The 16176-nt window shown below is 65.0% G+C and carries 14 protein-coding genes; 6 read left to right on the forward strand and 8 right to left on the reverse strand.

Translation table 11 applies throughout. The features are described 5' to 3' along the window. The first annotated feature begins 341 nt into the window (after nt 1–341). On the forward strand, nt 342–1847 hold the full coding sequence (locus tag ABIB78_RS02585) for a CHAD domain-containing protein (protein ID WP_429021066.1): 1506 nt from the start codon (nt 342–344) through the stop codon (nt 1845–1847). A 45-nt stretch (nt 1848–1892) separates the two neighbouring features. On the opposite strand, the gene ABIB78_RS02590 is transcribed toward ABIB78_RS02585, so the two are convergent. From ABIB78_RS02590 to ABIB78_RS02620, 7 genes are all read right to left on the reverse strand, one after another. Continuing rightward, complete coding sequence (locus ABIB78_RS02590; RefSeq protein WP_429021068.1) at nt 1893–2072, reverse strand: hypothetical protein; 180 nt, start codon at nt 2070–2072, stop codon at nt 1893–1895. 98 nt (nt 2073–2170) lie between these two features. Beyond that, nucleotides 2171–3712 (reverse strand): galactarate dehydratase, encoded by a 1542-nt coding sequence (garD, locus tag ABIB78_RS02595; protein WP_429021070.1) that lies wholly within the window; start codon nt 3710–3712, stop codon nt 2171–2173. A gap of 173 nt (nt 3713–3885) precedes the next feature. Then, nucleotides 3886–5334: an aldehyde dehydrogenase family protein gene (locus tag ABIB78_RS02600; protein WP_429021072.1), complete on the reverse strand. Its 1449-nt coding sequence runs from the start codon at nt 5332–5334 to the stop codon at nt 3886–3888. 20 nt (nt 5335–5354) lie between these two features. Further along, nucleotides 5355–6710 carry a glucarate dehydratase gene (gene gudD / locus ABIB78_RS02605; protein WP_429021074.1) on the reverse strand — a complete coding sequence of 452 codons (1356 nt, stop codon included), beginning with the start codon at nt 6708–6710 and terminating at the stop codon, nt 5355–5357. Nucleotides 6711–6754: 44 nt separating this feature from the next. After that, nucleotides 6755–7696 carry a 5-dehydro-4-deoxyglucarate dehydratase gene (gene kdgD, locus ABIB78_RS02610; protein WP_429021077.1) on the reverse strand — a complete coding sequence of 314 codons (942 nt, stop codon included), beginning with the start codon at nt 7694–7696 and terminating at the stop codon, nt 6755–6757. 129 nt (nt 7697–7825) lie between these two features. After that, nucleotides 7826–8731: a LysR substrate-binding domain-containing protein gene (locus ABIB78_RS02615; RefSeq protein ID WP_429021079.1), complete on the reverse strand. Its 906-nt coding sequence runs from the start codon at nt 8729–8731 to the stop codon at nt 7826–7828. 247 nt (nt 8732–8978) lie between these two features. After that, entirely contained in the window at nt 8979–10316 is a 1338-nt protein-coding gene (locus tag ABIB78_RS02620) for an MFS transporter (RefSeq protein ID WP_429021081.1), read from the reverse strand. Between the two features lie 213 nt (nt 10317–10529). On the opposite strand from ABIB78_RS02620, the gene ABIB78_RS02625 reads away from it, so the two are divergent. Next, the gene (locus ABIB78_RS02625; protein ID WP_429021084.1) at nt 10530–11561 is read left to right on the forward strand and encodes an alpha/beta fold hydrolase; all 1032 of its coding nucleotides are present in this window, start codon (nt 10530–10532) and stop codon (nt 11559–11561) included. A gap of 14 nt (nt 11562–11575) precedes the next feature. Next, entirely contained in the window at nt 11576–12526 is a 951-nt protein-coding gene (locus tag ABIB78_RS02630) for a fatty acid desaturase (RefSeq protein ID WP_429021086.1), read from the forward strand. Here the strand turns inward: ABIB78_RS02630 and ABIB78_RS02635 are convergent. Then, on the reverse strand, nt 12523–13134 hold the full coding sequence (locus ABIB78_RS02635; protein WP_429021088.1) for a TetR/AcrR family transcriptional regulator: 612 nt from the start codon (nt 13132–13134) through the stop codon (nt 12523–12525). The two genes, ABIB78_RS02630 and ABIB78_RS02635, sit on opposite strands and share 4 nt — an antisense overlap. 245 nt (nt 13135–13379) lie before the next feature. On the opposite strand from ABIB78_RS02635, the gene ABIB78_RS02640 reads away from it, so the two are divergent. From ABIB78_RS02640 to ABIB78_RS02650, 3 genes are read left to right on the forward strand one after another with little or no spacing between them, the layout of a single operon-like run. After that, the gene (locus ABIB78_RS02640) at nt 13380–14450 is read left to right on the forward strand and encodes an aldose epimerase family protein (protein ID WP_429021090.1); all 1071 of its coding nucleotides are present in this window, start codon (nt 13380–13382) and stop codon (nt 14448–14450) included. 35 nt (nt 14451–14485) lie between these two features. Next, nucleotides 14486–15364: an SMP-30/gluconolactonase/LRE family protein gene (locus ABIB78_RS02645; RefSeq protein WP_429021531.1), complete on the forward strand. Its 879-nt coding sequence runs from the start codon at nt 14486–14488 to the stop codon at nt 15362–15364. A gap of 59 nt (nt 15365–15423) precedes the next feature. Further along, complete coding sequence (locus ABIB78_RS02650; RefSeq protein WP_429021092.1) at nt 15424–16173, forward strand: TetR/AcrR family transcriptional regulator; 750 nt, start codon at nt 15424–15426, stop codon at nt 16171–16173. The last annotated feature ends 3 nt before the right edge of the window (nt 16174–16176 follow it).

The raw sequence follows: 16176 nt of genomic DNA on the forward strand, positions 1-16176 counted from the left end.
CAACATGCGAAATATGAGCATTTCGCCACACAGGTGAATGCCTGTTCAGCAAGTTCCGCAACGCGAGAGCGTTTTGAGCACGTGCAGCACAGTTGCTGTGGGAACCGTTTGTCGTACCCGACGTTCCTCCGACAACACGTCGTCAACCACCAATCAGGGAGCGCGAGGCTGACGAAACCATCGTGATCAAGAAGCAAGACGAATTCTGCAATCGCAGCAAGTCCATCATTCATCACGACGACGACCAGCGGTTGAATGGCCGTGCGATCTATAGTCCGCCGGAGTCCGGTCGCGGCAGATTTTTGCTCGTCTGATCCCGAGGCGTTATTCGTGGAGAGGCAATGGCCGCCGAGACAGAGCTCAAATTTCGTGTTCCCGGGCGCAAGCTGAAGGCGCTGGAAAAGCCGCGGATCGCGGGCGCCAAGAGCGGTGAACCGTCTGCGAGCGATCTCGTCTCGACCTATTTTGATATCGCGAAGCACAAGCTGAAGCGGCATGGGCTCACGCTGCGCGTGCGCCGGGACGGCCGCGACTATGTTCAGACGATCAAGTCCGGGGCGGGTCCACAGTTTGAGCGGGGTGAATGGGAGACCGAACTCGAGGATGACGGGCTCGACCTCGACAAGGCCGAAGGTACACCGCTCGAGGAGCTCGCGTCCGGCAAGCTGCGCCGCAAGCTGAAGCCCGTGTTCGAGACGTCGGTGCGGCGCATCACGGTGCCGCTACGCATGAAGCGGAGTGAAATCGAGCTCGCCATCGATCGCGGACACACAACAGCCGGCCATCGGTCCCGTCCGATCCAGGAGATCGAGCTCGAACTGAAGGCCGGGCGGGTGCTCGATCTGTTCCGCATTGCCAGGGCGCTGGAGCGGCGGTCGGGCGCCGAACTCGATCTCTGTTCGAAGGCCGAGCGTGGGTATGAACTCGCCGGCAATGATGAGCATGGCATCGTCTCCGCCGAAAAGGTCGTGCTTGATTCCGAGTTCACGGCGGGCGCGGCGTTTCGGGTGATCGCGCGCGCCGCGCTTCGTCACTTCTCATCGAATGCCGACGCCGTCCGCGAGGGCGAGGCGGAGGGCATTCACCAAATGCGGGTCGGCTTGCGGCGGCTGCGCGCCGCGATCTCGCTGTTCTCGAAGATCCTGACCGTGGCCTCGACGGAAGACATCAAGACGCAGCTGAAGTGGCTCACCAATGCGCTCGCGCCGGCTCGCGAGCTTGATGTATTCGTCAAGGAGGATATCGAGCCTGCATCGCATGACGCGCTGCTGCGGCGAAGCGGCAAAGCGATCCGGCAGGAATTTTCCGGCCGCCGTGATCGGGCCTTCGCGCGGGCGCGGCACGCGGTCAGTTCGCAGCGCTACCGGTCCATGCTGATCGATACGTTGCAGTGGATCGAGGCAAAGCAGACGATTGCCGCGGAGGACGAAGGCGGCCCGATCGGAAAATTCGCCAGCGCGCTGCTGCATCGGCGTATCAAGAAGCTACGCAAGGATGGCCGGCGTCTCGACGAGCTGTCAGCCCGCGAGCGGCACAAGGTGCGCATCAGGGCCAAGAAGATCAGATACGCGATCGACTTCTTCGAAAGTCTGTTTCCGGGCAGGCACGAACGGAAGCGGCTCGCGCGGCTGTCCCGGCATCTGAAGCAGGTCCAGGACGCGCTTGGCTCGCTCAATGATTTCGTCGCGCACCGCAAGCTGGCCGTTGACGCGGCGCTGAAGGCCCCGCATCGAAAGGAGCGCGCTCGTGCCTTTACTTCGGGCGTTGTGCTTGGCCGCGAGGAGCAGGCGGTCAAGCCGTTGATCCAGGTCGCCGCGAAGGAAGTGCGGGGACTGCGGCCGTTTTGATGCATGTGCCGCCGTGTGCCGGCAAGCTTTTCGCACGACAGGAACTTACGCGGTGTGCGAGGTGGCGAAGGGCCTGTCGCATCCGTTATCGGCCGCCGCAATTTGCCTGCGGCACTCCTCGGCGAACGTGCGCAGGCGCTCGATCGTCAGCGGATCCAAACCGGTGCGTGCCAGCCGCTCAGCGCGGTCGGCCTCGTCCTTGAGATCGTTGATTGTCCGGCTCATGGCTGCCTCCATGTCCAGACAATTTGAATCGAACTGCGACGTTCCACGGTCAGTGGAGGCGTGGCTAACGGGCGGTTAAGCCGCAATGTGAGCGTGCTTTAGGTCACCGGCGCCGGGTTGAACAACGTGAGATCGTTGTGGATGCCCCAACGGTCCGACCACGGCTTGGTCCGCCCGCTTGCGACGTCGAGGATCAGGCGGAACAGGTCCCAGCCGGTCTCCTCGATCGTCTTTTCGCCGGTTGCGATGCAGCCGGCGTCGAAATCGATCAGGTCCTTCCAGCGCCGTGCCAGTTCGCTGCGGGTCGCGACCTTGATGACGGGGGCAGCGGCCAGGCCGTAGGGCGTGCCGCGGCCGGTGGTGAACACCTGCAGCGTCATGCCGGAAGCGAGCTGCAGCGTGCCGCAGATGAAGTCGCTGGCAGGAGTAGCCGCAAACAGCATGCCCTTCTGCCGCGCCTTCTCGCCCGGCGACAGCACGCCGGCGATCGGGCCGGAGCCCGACTTGACGATCGAGCCGAGCGATTTCTCGACGATGTTGGCGAGCCCGCCCTTCTTGTTGCCCGGCGTGGTGTTGGCGCTGCGGTCGGCGCCGCCGCGGGCGAGATAGGCGTCATACCATGCCATCTCGCGGATCAGCGCGCGGCCGACATCCTCGTTGACGGCGCGGCGGGTCAGGAGCTGGATCGCATCGCGCACCTCGGTCACTTCCGAGAACATCACGGTCGCGCCGGCGCGCACCAGCAGGTCCGCGGCGAAGCCGACCGCGGGGTTGGCCGTGACGCCGGAGAACGCATCGCTGCCGCCGCATTGCAGGCCGATCACGAGATCGCCGGCCGGGCAGGTCTCGCGCGTGCGGGCGTTGAGCACCTTCAGCCGGGCCTCGGCCTGGCTTATGATCGCCTCGACGATGGCGCCGAAGCCGTCAAAGGCTTCGTCCTGCATGCGCACGATGGCGTCACTGATACCTTCCGGAACCAGCCGCTCGGGCGCGAGCTTCTCGCAGCCGAGCCCGATGACCAGGATCTCGCCGCCGAAATTCGGATTGAGCGCCAGGTTCTGCAGGGTGCGGATCGGCACCACGGCGTCGGGCGCTGATATCGCGACGCCGCAGCCATAGGCGTGCGTCAGCGGCACGACGTCATCGACATTGGGATATTTCGGCAGCAGCTCGGCGCGAATCCGCTTGACTGCGTATTCCATCGTGCCCTTGACGCATTGCACCGACGAAGAGATGCCGAGGATGTTCTTGGTGCCGACCGAGCCGTCGGGATTGCGGTAGCCTTCGAAGGTGAATCCTTCGAGCGGCGGCAGCGCCGGCGGCACCGCGGTCGCGATCTCGAGCTGATCGAGCGGCGGCGCGTCGGGCATGCGGATGCGGGCCTCATCGACCCATTCGCCAGCCAGGATCGGCGACAGCGCATGGCCGATCACCTCGCCATAGCGGAGGATCGGCGCGCCCTCGGCGATGTCGTCCAGCGCGGTCTTGTGGCCCTGCGGCACGAAGGCGCGCAGCGTCAGGCCGCAGGCAAAGCGGGAGCCGGCGGGCAGGCCGAAATCATTCACGACGATCGCGACATTGTCGCGCTCGTTGAGCTTGATGTAGCGGGGCTGCTCCTTCGTACCGATCGACTGGTCCATGCCGCATTCCTCCTGGCTTGGCTTCACCTCTCCCGCTTGCGGGGGAGGTCGGATCGCATCGAATGATGCGATCCGGGTGGGGGCTCTTTCCACAGTATGACTCTTGGAGAGAGCCCCCACCCCAACCCTCCCCCGCAAGCGGGAGAGGTGGCGCACGTCCCGTGCGGTAAGTCTCAACCCGGGAAGGTGTAAGCCGTCTTCACCATGGTGTAGAACTCGCGGGCATAGGCGCCCTGTTCGCGCGCGCCGTAGCTCGAGCCTTTGCGGCCGCCGAACGGCACGTGGTAATCGACGCCGGCGGTCGGCAGATTGACCATCACCATGCCGGCCTCGCTGTTGCGCTTGTAATGCGAGGCGTATTTGAGGCTGGTGGTGCAGATGCCCGAGGCGAGGCCGAACTCGGTGTCGTTGGAGATCGCCAGCGCTTCTTCATAATCCTTGGCGCGGATCACGCAGGCGACCGGGCCGAAGATCTCCTCGCGGGCGATCCGCATCTGGTTGGTCGCTTCGGTGAACAATGCCGGTTGCAGGTAGAAGCCGGGCGTCTCGCGGTTCAACAACTCGCCGCCCCAGTGCAGGCGGGCGCCTTCGTCCTGGCCGATCTTGAGGTAGCGGAGATCCTGGTCGAGCTGGCTCTGGTCGACCACAGGGCCGACATGCACGCCGCTCTTCAGGGCGTCGTCCACCGAAAGTCCCTTCATCCGCTCGGTCATCGCGTCGACGAAGCGATCGTGAATTCCCGCCGTGACGATCAGGCGCGACGACGCTGTGCAGCGCTGGCCGGTCGAGAAATAGGCGCCATTGACGGCGACCTCGACCGCGACCTTGAGGTCGGCGTCGTCGAGCACGACCAGCGGGTTTTTGCCGCCCATCTCGAGCTGGAACTTCTTCATGGGATTGGAGAGCACACAGGCCTGGGCGATCTTGCGGCCGGTCTGAACCGAGCCGGTGAAGGAGATCGCGGCGACGTCGGGATGTTCGAGCAGGGTCTGGCCGACCACCGAGCCCGAGCCGACCACGAGGTTGAAGACCCCTGCGGGAATCCCGGAGCGGGCGATGATTTCGGACAGCGCATGCGCGGAGCCCGGCACCAGTTCGGCCGGCTTGAACACCACGGTGTTGCCGTAGCAGAGCGCCGGGGCGATCTTCCAGGCCGGGATCGCGATCGGGAAATTCCACGGTGTGATCAGGCCGACGACGCCGACCGGCTCGCGGGTGATCTCGACGTCGAGGCCCGGGCGAACCGATGCACCCTTCTCGCCCATCAGCCGAAGCGCTTCGCCGGCGAAGAATGCAAAGATCTGCCCGGCGCGCGCCACCTCGCCGATGCCTTCCGGCAGCGTCTTGCCTTCCTCGCGCGCGAGCAGGCGTCCGAACTCCTCCTTGCGGGCGAGGATTTCGACCGAGATCTTGTTCAGCGCGTCAAAACGCTCCTGCGGCGTCGAGCGCGCCCAGGCCGGGAAGGCGGCCTTCGCCGCGGCGATCGCCTTTTCGGTCTGCGCCTTGTCGGCCTTGGCGTATTCGCCGACCACGTCGGTCGTGTTGGAGGGGTTGATGTCACGCGTGATGCTTGTTCCGTCGACCCATTCGCCGGCGATGAAGTTCTTCTGGTGAGCGGTCATGTTTTCCAACCTTTCTTTTTTTAGCGCACGAGGCAGGGACGCTTGTCGTCGAAGCTCCAGCCGGGGATCAGGAACTGCATGGCCAGCGCGTCGTCGCGGGCGCCGAGGCCATGCTGCTTGTATAGCGCGTTCGCCGCCTCGATGGCACCGCGATCGAGCTCGATGCCGAGGCCCGGCCGATCCGGAATTGCGATCTTGCCGCCCTTGATCTGCAGCGGCTGGCGGGTCAACGCCTGGCCGTCCTGCCAGATCCAGTGGGTGTCGATCGCGGTCACCTTGCCGGGCGCGGCGGCGCCGACATGGGTGAACATCGCCAGCGAAATGTCGAAATGGTTGTTGGAGTGCGAGCCCCAGGTCAGGCCGTTGTCGCGGCAGGTCTGTGCCACCCGCACCGAGCCCTGCATGGTCCAGAAATGCGGATCGGCCAGCGGGATGTCGACGGCTCCTAACCGCAGCGCGTGGGAGAGCTGGCGCCAGTCGGTCGCGATCATGTTGGTTGCGGTCGGCAGCCCGGTGGCGCGGCGGAACTCGGCCATGATCTCGCGGCCGGAGAAACCGGCCTCCGCGCCGCAGGGGTCCTCGGCATAGGCGAGCACGCCATGCATGTTGCTGCAAAGGTGGATCGCCTCATCGAGCGACCATGCGCCGTTCGGGTCGAGCGTGACGCGCGCGTTCGGAAAGCGCCTGGCGATCGCGGTGACGGCCTCGATCTCCTGCTCGCCCTTGAGCACGCCGCCCTTGAGCTTGAAATCGGCAAAGCCGTAATGCGCCTGCGTCGCTTCGGCGAGGCGCACGATCGCGTCCGGCGTCATCGCAACCTGATGGCGCAGGTTGAACCAGTCGGGCTTGCCGCTCTCGCCCTCGACATAGGGCAGGCTAGTCTTCCTGCGGTCGCCGACGAAGAAGAGATAGCCGAGCGTCTCGACACTGGCGCGCTGCTGGCCTTCACCGAGCAGCGCTGCGACCGGAAGATTGAGATGCTGGCCGAGCAAATCGAGTAGCGCGGCTTCCACGGCTGTCACCGCATGGATGGTGACGCGCAGGTCAAATGTCTGCTTGCCGCGGCCGCCGGCGTCGCGGTCGGCAAACGTCCGGCGCATCGACGCCAGGATGTTGTTGCACCCACCGATGGTCTGGCCGACGACGAGGTCGCGGGCGTCCTCGAGCGTCTTTCGGATCTTCTCGCCGCCCGGCACCTCGCCGACGCCGGTGTGGCCGGAATTGTCTGACAGGATGACGAGGTTGCGGGTGAAGAACGGCGCATGCGCGCCGCTCAGATTGAGGAGCATGCCGTCGCGGCCGGCAACCGGGATCACCTCCATCGCCGTGACGACGGGGGCGCCGGCAAAGCCGGTGCGGATCGTGTCTTGAATCATCTGCTGCTCCCTTGGTCGTTCGCCGTTTTCTTGCGCCGTTCGGTTTATTCGGCCGCCTGCCGGGTCGCCGCCTGCGGCAGCTTCGCCACCAGTGCCGCGAGCTCGGCGATCTCCTGCTCGGTGAGATCGGTGAGTGGGGGCCGCACCGGGCCGGAATCGCGGCCGATCACCTTCATGCCGGCCTTGATGATCGATACCGCGTAACCCTTCTTGCGGTTGCGTATCGCGATCAGCGGCAGGATGAAATCCTTCAGACCTGCATGGATGGTCTGATGATCGCGCCGGCGCACCGCGGCATAGAAATTGGTGGCGAATTCCGGCACGAAGTTGAACACCGCTGACGAATAGGTGGTCACGCCCATGTCGAGATAGGGCAGCGCAAAGGTTTCCGCCGTGGGGAGCCCGCCGATATAGGTCAGGCGGTCGCCGAGCCTGGTGTAGACGCGGGTCATCAGCTCGATGTCGCCGATGCCGTCCTTGTAGCCGACCAGGTTCGGGCAGCGCTCACAGAGCCGCGCCAGCGTATCGGGCTGCAGGATCGCATTGTCGCGGTTGTAGACGATGACGCCGATCTTCACCGACGCGCATACCGCCTCGACATGCGCGGCAAGGCCGTCCTGCTCGGCATGCGTGAGATAGGGCGGCAGCAGCAGCAGGCCGTCGGCGCCGGCCTTCTCGGCGCCGATCGCGATCTCGCGCGCGATCGCGGTGCCGTAGCCTGTGCCGGCCAGCACGGGAACGCGGCCCTTGGTCTCGTCGACCGCGATCTTCACGACGTGGGGAACTTCAGCCGGCGTCAGCGAAAAGAACTCGCCGGTGCCGCCGGCGGCGAACAGACCGGCGACGTCATAGCCGCACAGCCAGTCCATGTTGGCGCGATAGGTCGCCTCGTCGAACGAATAGTCCGCCTTGAACGGGGTCACGGGGAAGGACAGGAGGCCGCCACCGATTCTCGCGGCCATCTCCTGAGGGGTCATCTTGCTCATGGCGCCACTCCTTGAATGTTGCTGGGGGAACGGGATGCGCGAGCAGCGCGCGTCCATGGCGGGATTATCTAAGGAATGGTTCGATACGCGTCCAAGCCAAACGCGGTATCGAGCGATGCACAATCTGCATCAATCGCCGCGCAGATGCGGCGCTGCGATTTCGGTTGCGATCTCGATCAAGGACGGCAGCAACTGGTTCTCGTGGTCGCGCCGCCACACCATGAACAATTCGACCGGCACCGGCGCGCGCAGCTTCAGCGGCTTCAGCCGGACATCGGCGATCTTCAGGCTGGCGGCGGCCTCCGGCACGATCGCGATGCCGAGCCCGGCGCGCACCATGGCGAGGATCGAGTGGATCTGGCTGAGATGCTGCACGTAGCGCGGCAGCACGTCGGCGCGGGTGAACATCGACACCAGGAGGTCGTGGAAGTAGCGCGCCTCATAAGGCGAATACATCACGAAGGGCTGGTCGTCGAAATCCTTGATGCCGACGGTCTCGGCCGCGGCCAGCGGATGCTTCTTCGGGATCGCGGCGAGCAGCGGCTCGGCCACGACGCGCCGGCTGGCGAATTCGGGCCGCGCGATCGGCGGGCGCAGCAGGCCGGCATCGATCTGGCCGGTGGTCAGCGCCTCGAACTGGTCGCCGGACACCATCTCCTTCAGGGAAAAATCGACCTCGGGCAGGCGGGAACGGGCGGCTGCGATCAAGTCGGGCAGGAAGCCATAGGCAGCCGCGGCCGTGAAGCCGATCTTGAGCGAGCCGGTCTTGCCGAGTGCGATGCGGCGGGCGACTTGCGAAGCGGATTCCGCGAGCTTGAGGATGCGCCGCGCCTCGGGCAGGAAGCTGCGTCCTGCCGGGGTCAGCCGCACCGAACGGCTGGTGCGCTCCAGCAGCGGCGCGTCGATGATGTGCTCGAGCACCTGGATTTGCCGGCTCAGCGGCGGCTGCGTCATGTTGAGCCGCGCCGCTGCACGGCCGAAGTGCAATTCCTCGGCCACCGTGACGAAGCAGCGGAGCTGGTTCAGGTCGAACATTGATGCTAGCCCGGAATGGATCGCGCGAGGATTTGTACGTTCTAGCATCGATGCCTCCCACTGGCCAAGAAGACAAAGACGGCGGCCGAAGCCGCCGTTTGAGTTCGTTTGCTACCCCCTCATGGTGAGGAGCGCGGAACGCGCGTCTCGAACCATGAAGGCCCGGTCTGTGGCCTGCATCCTTCGAGACGCCCGCTGCGCGGGCTCCTCGAGATGAGGGGATAGTATCTCCGTATGACCTGCCAACTCAGACCGCCTTCAGCTGCACCCGCTTGATTTCGCCGACGATGAACAAATAGGCGATCGCCGCGACCAGCGCATTGGCGCCGACGAACACCAGCGCGCCGTTGAACGAGCCGGTGGCGGCGAGGATGTAGCCGATGATGATCGGCGTGGTGATCGAGGACAAATTTCCGAAGGTGTTGAACAACCCGCCGGAGACGCCGCCGGCCTCCTTCGGCGAGGTGTCCGAGACGACAGCCCAGCCGAGTGCGCCGATACCCTTGCCGAAGAAGGCGAGCGCCATGAAGCCGACCACCAGCGCCTGGCTGTCGACATAGTTGCAAGCGATGATCGCCATCGACAGCAGCATGCCGCCGACGATCGGGATCTTGCGCGCCATGGTCAGCGAGCCGGTGCGGCGCAGGAGATAGTCCGAGATCACGCCGCCGAGCACGCCGCCGATGAAGCCGCACAGCGCCGGCAACGTCGCGACGAAGCCGGCCTGCAGGATCGAGAGCCCGCGTTCCTTCACGAGGTAGACCGGGAACCAGGTCAGGAAGAAGTAAGTCAGCGTGTTGATGCAGTACTGGCCGATATAGACGCCGAGCATCATGCGATTGGCGAGCAACTGCCGGATATGATCCCAGGTGGGGCCGCTGTCGTGTGTCTTGCCAGCCTTCGCCGCATCCATGTCGACCAGCGCGCCACCCTGCTTGATGTAGTCGAACTCGGTCTCGTTGATCGCGGGATGGTCCTTCGGCTCATAGATCGTCTTGATCCAGGCGATCCCCATGACGATGCCGAGCCCGCCCATCACGTAGAACACGTGGCGCCAGCCGTACTCGTGCGCGATCCAGCCCATCAGCGGCGCGAAGATCACGGTCGCGAAATACTGTCCGGAGTTGAAGAACGCCGACGCGGTGCCGCGCTCATTGCCAGGGAACCAGGCCGCGACGATCCGGGCATTGGCCGGGAACGACGGCGCCTCGGCGAAGCCGACCAGGAAGCGCAGCCCGAACAGTAGGACCACGGCCGCGCCCGCGGAGAGGAACCCGACCAGGCCCTGCATCGCGGTGAAGATCGACCAGACGGTGATGCTGATCGCATAGACCCATTTGGAGCCGTAGCGGTCGAGCAGCCAGCCGCACGGCACCTGGGCAATCACATAGGACCAGCCGAAGGCCGAGAACACGTAACCCATCGCGACGGGATCGAGATGCAGTTCCTTGGAAAGGGCGGGGCCGGCGATCGAGAGCGTGGCGCGATCGGCGTAGTTCACGGTGGTGACGAGAAACAGCATCGTCACGATCAACAGCCGGACGCGGGATCGCCGCGCGTCCGTGGCGGACACAATTGCGCTCATTCGCGCCTCCTCGAAATTTTCCTCGGGGTCTGTCCTAGAGAGATGACGACAATGGGTCCAAGCCGAAACGGGTATTGATCCATACCGATTTTGAATGGATCGGCCTGGTGTCATGCCACCTTCGCCGCTGTTGCCTCGGTTCCTTAATTAGTGTACGTATAGTACAGTTATTGAGGGCGCAGCGTCGCGCCCTCCGTTCGAGGTCGAATGCGCATGACCACGTCACGCGACTATGAGGTGTTCGAGGCAGGCAGGGTGAGCCTGCAGGGCGGTGGCGTGTTTCCGGAGCTCAGGCTCGCCTACCAGACCTATGGCACGCTGAACGCCGCCAGGGACAACGTCATTCTCTATCAGACGTCGTTCGCCGCACAGCACTCTGACATCGAATGGCTGGTGCAGCCGGGCGGCGCGCTCGATCCCGATCGCTACTTCATCATCATCGTGAACCTGTTCGGCAACGGCCTGTCATCCTCGCCCTCGAATTCGAGCGAGTTGCTCGGCGGTGCGCCGTTTCCTGCCTTCACCTGCCATGACGCGATTGCAGTCCAGCGGCGGCTGCTGGCCGAGCGGTTCGGCGTGACCAAGCTCGCGCTGGTCTATGGCTGGTCGATGGGCGGCATGCAGGCCTATCACTGGGCCGCGCGCTACCCCGACATGGTGGAGCGCGCGGCGGTGGTCTGCGGCAGCGCGCGATGCTCGCCGTATAATCATGTCTTCCTCGAAGGCGTGAAGGCCGCGCTGACCGCCGACCCGGCCTACCGGGATGGCCGCTTCGTCGCCAAGCCTGCAGCGGGCCTTCGCGCGATGGGGCGCGTCTATGCCGGCTGGGCGATGTCGCATGAATTCTACCGCGAGGAAATCTGGCGCGCGGCCGGCTTCAACTCGTTGGAAGACTACCTCGCGGGATCGTGGGACGGTGCCTTCGCGCGGCGCGATGCGAATGATCTGCTGGCGCAAGTCGCGATCTGGCAGGCCGGCGACATCAGCCGCTGCGATGAGTTCGGCGGCGACTTCGACCGGGCGATGGGCGCGATCAAGGCACACGTCCTGCTGATGCCGGGGCGTACCGACCGCTATTTCGACCCGCGCGACAACGAGGATGAACTCGGCCGCCTGGTCAATGCGCGCTCGGCGGCGCTGCACGCGATCCCCTCGATCCATGGGCACCGGGCCGGCAATCCGGTCAACAACGCCGAAGACCGCGCCTTCATCAACGCCGAAATCTCGGCGCTCCTGCAACGCTGACAGGTGAGACGACGATGAGCACCGCCGAGACCAGTGACGCCGGACCTCGCCTGAAGCCGCTCAGCCCGCTGACCTTGCGCGACCTGTCGACCAAGTCGAACCTTGCCGGCGCGGTGCGCGCGGCAAGCCATTACGGGATGATCGTTGTTGTCGGCGCGCTGATCTTCTCGATCTCATCGCGCTATGGTCTCGCGTGGGCGCTGCCGCTGATTGCCATCCAGGGGTATTTCGTCGCGTTCCTGTTCATGGTGGTGCACGAGACCGCGCACAAGACGGCGTTCCGCAGTCACGTGCTCAATCTTGTCGTCGGCAATCTGTCCGCTTTCATGATCGGATTGCCTTACCAATATTACTGCCTGTTTCACTGGGACCATCATCGCTACACCCAGGATCCGGAGAAGGATCCGGAGCTGATCGTCGGTCCCAAGCCGGCGTCGGACGCCCAGCTCGCGATCGCCTATTCGGGACTGCTGCAGGTACTGGTCCGGATCCGGCTGATGTTTCGGCATGCGCTCACCGGACATGTGATCGTGCCGTGGATTCCGGAGCACAGGCGCCCGTCGATCGTGCTGGAAGCAAGGCTCTATCTCGCCGGCTACCTGCTGTTGCTGGTGGTGTCGGTCGCGCTGCATAGCGCGATCCTGCTCTGGGCGTGGATCGTGCCGCTGCTGGCCGGTCAGCTCATCCTGCGTCCGTATCTCTATGCCGAGCACACCGGTTGCGAGCGGACCCGAAGTGCATTCGAGAACACGCGCACCACGATGACCGGCCGGATCATGAAATGGTTCGCCTGGAACATGCCGTACCATGTCGAGCACCATGCCTATCCGACGGTGCCGTTCCATGCGTTGACGAAGCTGAATGCCATCGTCGATGGCCACATTGTCTACCGTGGTCGTAGCTACCGCGCGGTGACGCGCGAGACCTGGGCCTGGTTTCGCCGTCAGCGGCAGCGCTCGGCCTAAGTGTCGGCGCGGGGCCGTAGCGCCAGGTTGACGAGATTGCGGGCGTAGGCTGGTGTCAGCGGCTTGATGCCGAAGACATAGCGATAGAACAGGCTGCCATAGATCACGTCATAGATGTCGCCGGGTACGCCCGGTGCGCCGATGCTGCCGTCCTTCTGGCCGGCCGTGATGATCTCAAGCATCTTGCTGCGGCGCAGGCCAAGGTAACGCTCGTAGAACAATTCCGCGGTGCCGGTCTTTGAGATGCATTCCGAGATCACTGCGAGTTGCACCCGCCCGAACTCGCCCTGCAGCGCCTCGACATAGGTCGCGACATGGCGGCGGATGCGGGCCACCGGATTGCCCGCCTCAGGCAGCGGCACGGCACGAGAGGCCTGGTCGAGGAAGGCGTCGATCAGCAAGGCCTCGCGCGACGGCCACCATTTGTAGATCGTCATCTTCGAGACGTTGGAGTGTCTGGCGATCGCGTCGATGGTGGTGGCGGCGAGGTCGGTGGTCGCCATCAGCGTATAGGCGCTTTGCAGGATCGCGGCCGTGGTCGCGGCGGAGCGCGGCCGGCCGCGCCGCCCGGTTGCCGCATCCTCCGTCTCCGCCTTGCCGCTCGCCATGGTCGGAATTCGCTTGCCTGCGTGCCTGAATCATTGCTTGGCGCCGGGCTTAGCACGGAATCGGACTCCGTTTGAGACCATTGCCGGCGATCCAGCGAAGTGCTGACCGGTTCGTGCGAAGAAATTGCGTCAGAACAACACCCCGGAGCATTGGACTCCGACGTCGACCTCACGCCCTTGCGGCTCGTCGCCGATAGCTTCATGCTGGGGCGAGGGCGCCTCGTCGGGGCGTTCGAGGACTGGAGATGACATCAGCCAGAATTGGTCGCGCCCCCTTCGGCACGTTGCACGACGGCACCGTCGTCGAGCGCGTGACGCTGTGCGGCGCGCACGGCTTTGAGGCTGCCATCCTTCCCTTCGGCGCCACGCTGCAAGCGCTGCTCACGCCCGATCGTGACGGGCAATGCGACGACATCGTGCTCGGCCATGATGAGTTCGATGGCTATCTTGCGCAGCGCAAATTCTTCGGCGCGACGATCGGGCGCTACGCCAACCGGATTGCCGACGCGCGCTTCGTGCTCGATGGGGAGACGATGAAGCTGGACGCCAACAACGGTCCCAACGCGCTGCATGGCGGCGCGCAGGGCTTTGATCGCAAGCTGTGGCGGATCGTCGAACTATCAGATGATCCGGGGCCGACGCTGGTTCTGGAGCGCGAGAGCCCGCATGGCGAGGAGGGCTATCCGGGCAATCTCGCGACGCGCGTGACCTATCGCGTGCGCAGTCCGATGGAACTCGCGGTCACCTACGAGGCGACGACCGATCGGTCGACATACCTCAACCTCACCAATCACAGCTTCTTCAATCTCGAGGGCGCGCGCGCCGGCACGCAGATCCTCGATCATCGTTTGACGATCGCCTCGGACCATTTCCTCGCGGTGGACGCCACCGCGATCCCGCTACAGGGCCCGCCGCGGCCGGTCGACGGCACGCCGTTCGACTTCCGCAAGCCGACGGCCGTCGGCGCGCGGATCAGGATGAATGACGAGCAGCTGCGGCTCGGGCGCGGCTATGACCACAATTTCTGTCTGGCCAAAGGGACAGCCCTTCGCCTGGCCGCGCGCCTCGAGGCGCCGCACAGCGGCCGGGTGATGGAGCTGTTCACCGATCAGCCGGGACTGCAGTTCTATTCCGGCAATTTCCTCGACGGTTCGATCGCCGGCAAGGGCGATCGGCTGTACCGGCAATCCGACGCGCTCTGTCTCGAGCCGCATGCCTGGCCGGATACGCCGAACCGGCCGGACTTTCCGTCGGCGCGGCTCGATCCCGGGCAGATCTATCGGCGCAGCATCGTCTACCGCTTTTCAACCGTGTGAGTGACGCAATGACGTACCGTGCCGCCCAGTCGCCGATCGAAGAGGTGCCGACATCCGTGCTGTCGGCCGAGCGCTGTCATCTCGGCGAGGGCCCGACCTACGACGCGGCGACCGACACCGCCTGGTGGTTCGATATCCGCGAGCGGCGTCTGTTCGAGCATCGCTTTGCAAGCGGCCGCACTGTCATTCACGAGTTGCCGAAAATGGCGAGCGCATTGGCGCGGATCGACGGCGAGCGGCAGCTGATCCTAGCCGAGGATGGGCTTTACGTCCGGCAGGTCACCGGCGGCCGCCTGGAGCTGTTCGCCGCGCTGGAGGCCGACAATCCGTTGACGCGCTCCAATGATGCGCGCGTGCATCCGTCCGGCGCCTTCTGGCTCGGGACGATGGGACGCCATGCCGAGCAGGGCGCCGGCGCGATCTACGCACTGCATCAGGGCCGCATCACGCGGCTCTATCGCGGGATCACGATCCCGAATGCGATCTGCTTTTCGCCCGCGGGCGATATCGGCTATTTCGCCGATACCGCGACCAACGTCCTGCATCGCGTGCCGCTCGATCCATCAACGGGACTGCCGGTTGGCGAGCCCACCGTATTGATCAGACATCAGGGCGCCGGCGGGCTCGACGGCGCGATCGTCGATGCCGACGGGATGATCTGGAACGCGCGCTGGGGCGGCGGCTGCGTCGATATCTACGATCCTGCCGGCCGACACCTGCGTTCGCTTCTTGTGCCGGCGAAGCAGTCGAGTTGCCCGGCCTTTGTCGGCCGCGGTTTCTCGCGCGTGCTGGTTACCTCGGCCTGGCAGGACATGGATGAGGCGCAACGCGCTGCCGATCCCGGGCACGGCCAAACCTTTCTGCTCGATGCTGCGGCGCGCGGGCGTGGCGAGCCTGACGTCAAACTATCCTGACCGTTCAGCCTGCCGTCGCCTTGTTGACGCGACCTGATTATTTGGACGATAGTACAAATATGGTCCGCAAACCTGCCAAGGCCGACGTGAATGCCGACGTGAAGGCCGCCGCCAGCACCCGCAAGCCGAACATGCGCGAGGCGATCCTCGTTGCGGCGGAGGAGTTGTTCTCGACCAACGGCTTCAATGCCGTCTCGGTGCGTGACATCGCGCAGGCCGCCGGCGCCAATCCCGGCAGCGTGACCTATCACTTCAAGACCAAGGATGGCCTGCTACTCGAGATCTATCGGCGCCATTGCGGCCCGATGAACCGGCGGCGCTCGGAGCTTTTGGCGGCGGCCCGGCGGGTGCGCGACCTGCAGGACCGGCTGGAGGCGATCGTGCGCGCCTATGTGCTGCCGGCCTTCACCTCGGGCAGCGACCTTGCCGGCGGCGGGACGCGGTTCACGCGATTGCGCGCGATCATGTCGGCCGAGGGCAACGAGGTGGTGCGCAAGATCATCGCGCAGACCTTCGACGACACCAGCCATGCCTTCATCGACGCGATTCACGAAAGCTTGCCGCATATTCCGCGCACCGACCTGGTCTGGCGCGGCCACTTCCTGCTCGGCGCGCTCTACTACACGCTGGTGACGCCGGAGCGCGTCTCGCGCCTGTCGCGCGGCAGCGCTGACGGCACCGACCCCGGTCACGCCATCGAGGAACTGGTGCGCGCGACCGTTGCCGCGCTGCAGGCCGCGCCGCTCGACCAAGGGGCGCTGGCGCCGCGCAAGGCGCCGGGCGCAAGTCCCGGACGAGCGCTGACCTGATCC

Source organism: Bradyrhizobium sp. I1.14.4, assembly GCF_050435825.1.
Lineage (GTDB): Bacteria > Pseudomonadota > Alphaproteobacteria > Rhizobiales > Xanthobacteraceae > Bradyrhizobium.

Excerpts from the sequence above, each read along its gene's own strand:
- ABIB78_RS02630 (WP_429021086.1), top strand. The coding sequence starts at position 11,576 with ATGAGCACCGCCGAGACCAGTGACGCCGGACCTCGCCTGAAGCCGCTC.
- ABIB78_RS02650 (WP_429021092.1), top strand. The coding sequence starts at position 15,424 with ATGGTCCGCAAACCTGCCAAGGCCGACGTGAATGCCGACGTGAAGGCC.
- gudD (WP_429021074.1), bottom strand. The coding sequence starts at position 6,710 with ATGATTCAAGACACGATCCGCACCGGCTTTGCCGGCGCCCCCGTCGTC.
- kdgD (WP_429021077.1), bottom strand. The coding sequence starts at position 7,696 with ATGAGCAAGATGACCCCTCAGGAGATGGCCGCGAGAATCGGTGGCGGC.
- ABIB78_RS02640 (WP_429021090.1), top strand. The coding sequence starts at position 13,380 with ATGACATCAGCCAGAATTGGTCGCGCCCCCTTCGGCACGTTGCACGAC.
- ABIB78_RS02600 (WP_429021072.1), bottom strand. The coding sequence starts at position 5,334 with ATGACCGCTCACCAGAAGAACTTCATCGCCGGCGAATGGGTCGACGGA.
- garD (WP_429021070.1), bottom strand. The coding sequence starts at position 3,712 with ATGGACCAGTCGATCGGTACGAAGGAGCAGCCCCGCTACATCAAGCTC.
- ABIB78_RS02590 (WP_429021068.1), bottom strand. The coding sequence starts at position 2,072 with ATGAGCCGGACAATCAACGATCTCAAGGACGAGGCCGACCGCGCTGAG.
- ABIB78_RS02635 (WP_429021088.1), bottom strand. The coding sequence starts at position 13,134 with ATGGCGAGCGGCAAGGCGGAGACGGAGGATGCGGCAACCGGGCGGCGC.
- ABIB78_RS02620 (WP_429021081.1), bottom strand. The coding sequence starts at position 10,316 with ATGAGCGCAATTGTGTCCGCCACGGACGCGCGGCGATCCCGCGTCCGG.
- ABIB78_RS02615 (WP_429021079.1), bottom strand. The coding sequence starts at position 8,731 with ATGTTCGACCTGAACCAGCTCCGCTGCTTCGTCACGGTGGCCGAGGAA.
- ABIB78_RS02585 (WP_429021066.1), top strand. The coding sequence starts at position 342 with ATGGCCGCCGAGACAGAGCTCAAATTTCGTGTTCCCGGGCGCAAGCTG.
- ABIB78_RS02625 (WP_429021084.1), top strand. The coding sequence starts at position 10,530 with ATGACCACGTCACGCGACTATGAGGTGTTCGAGGCAGGCAGGGTGAGC.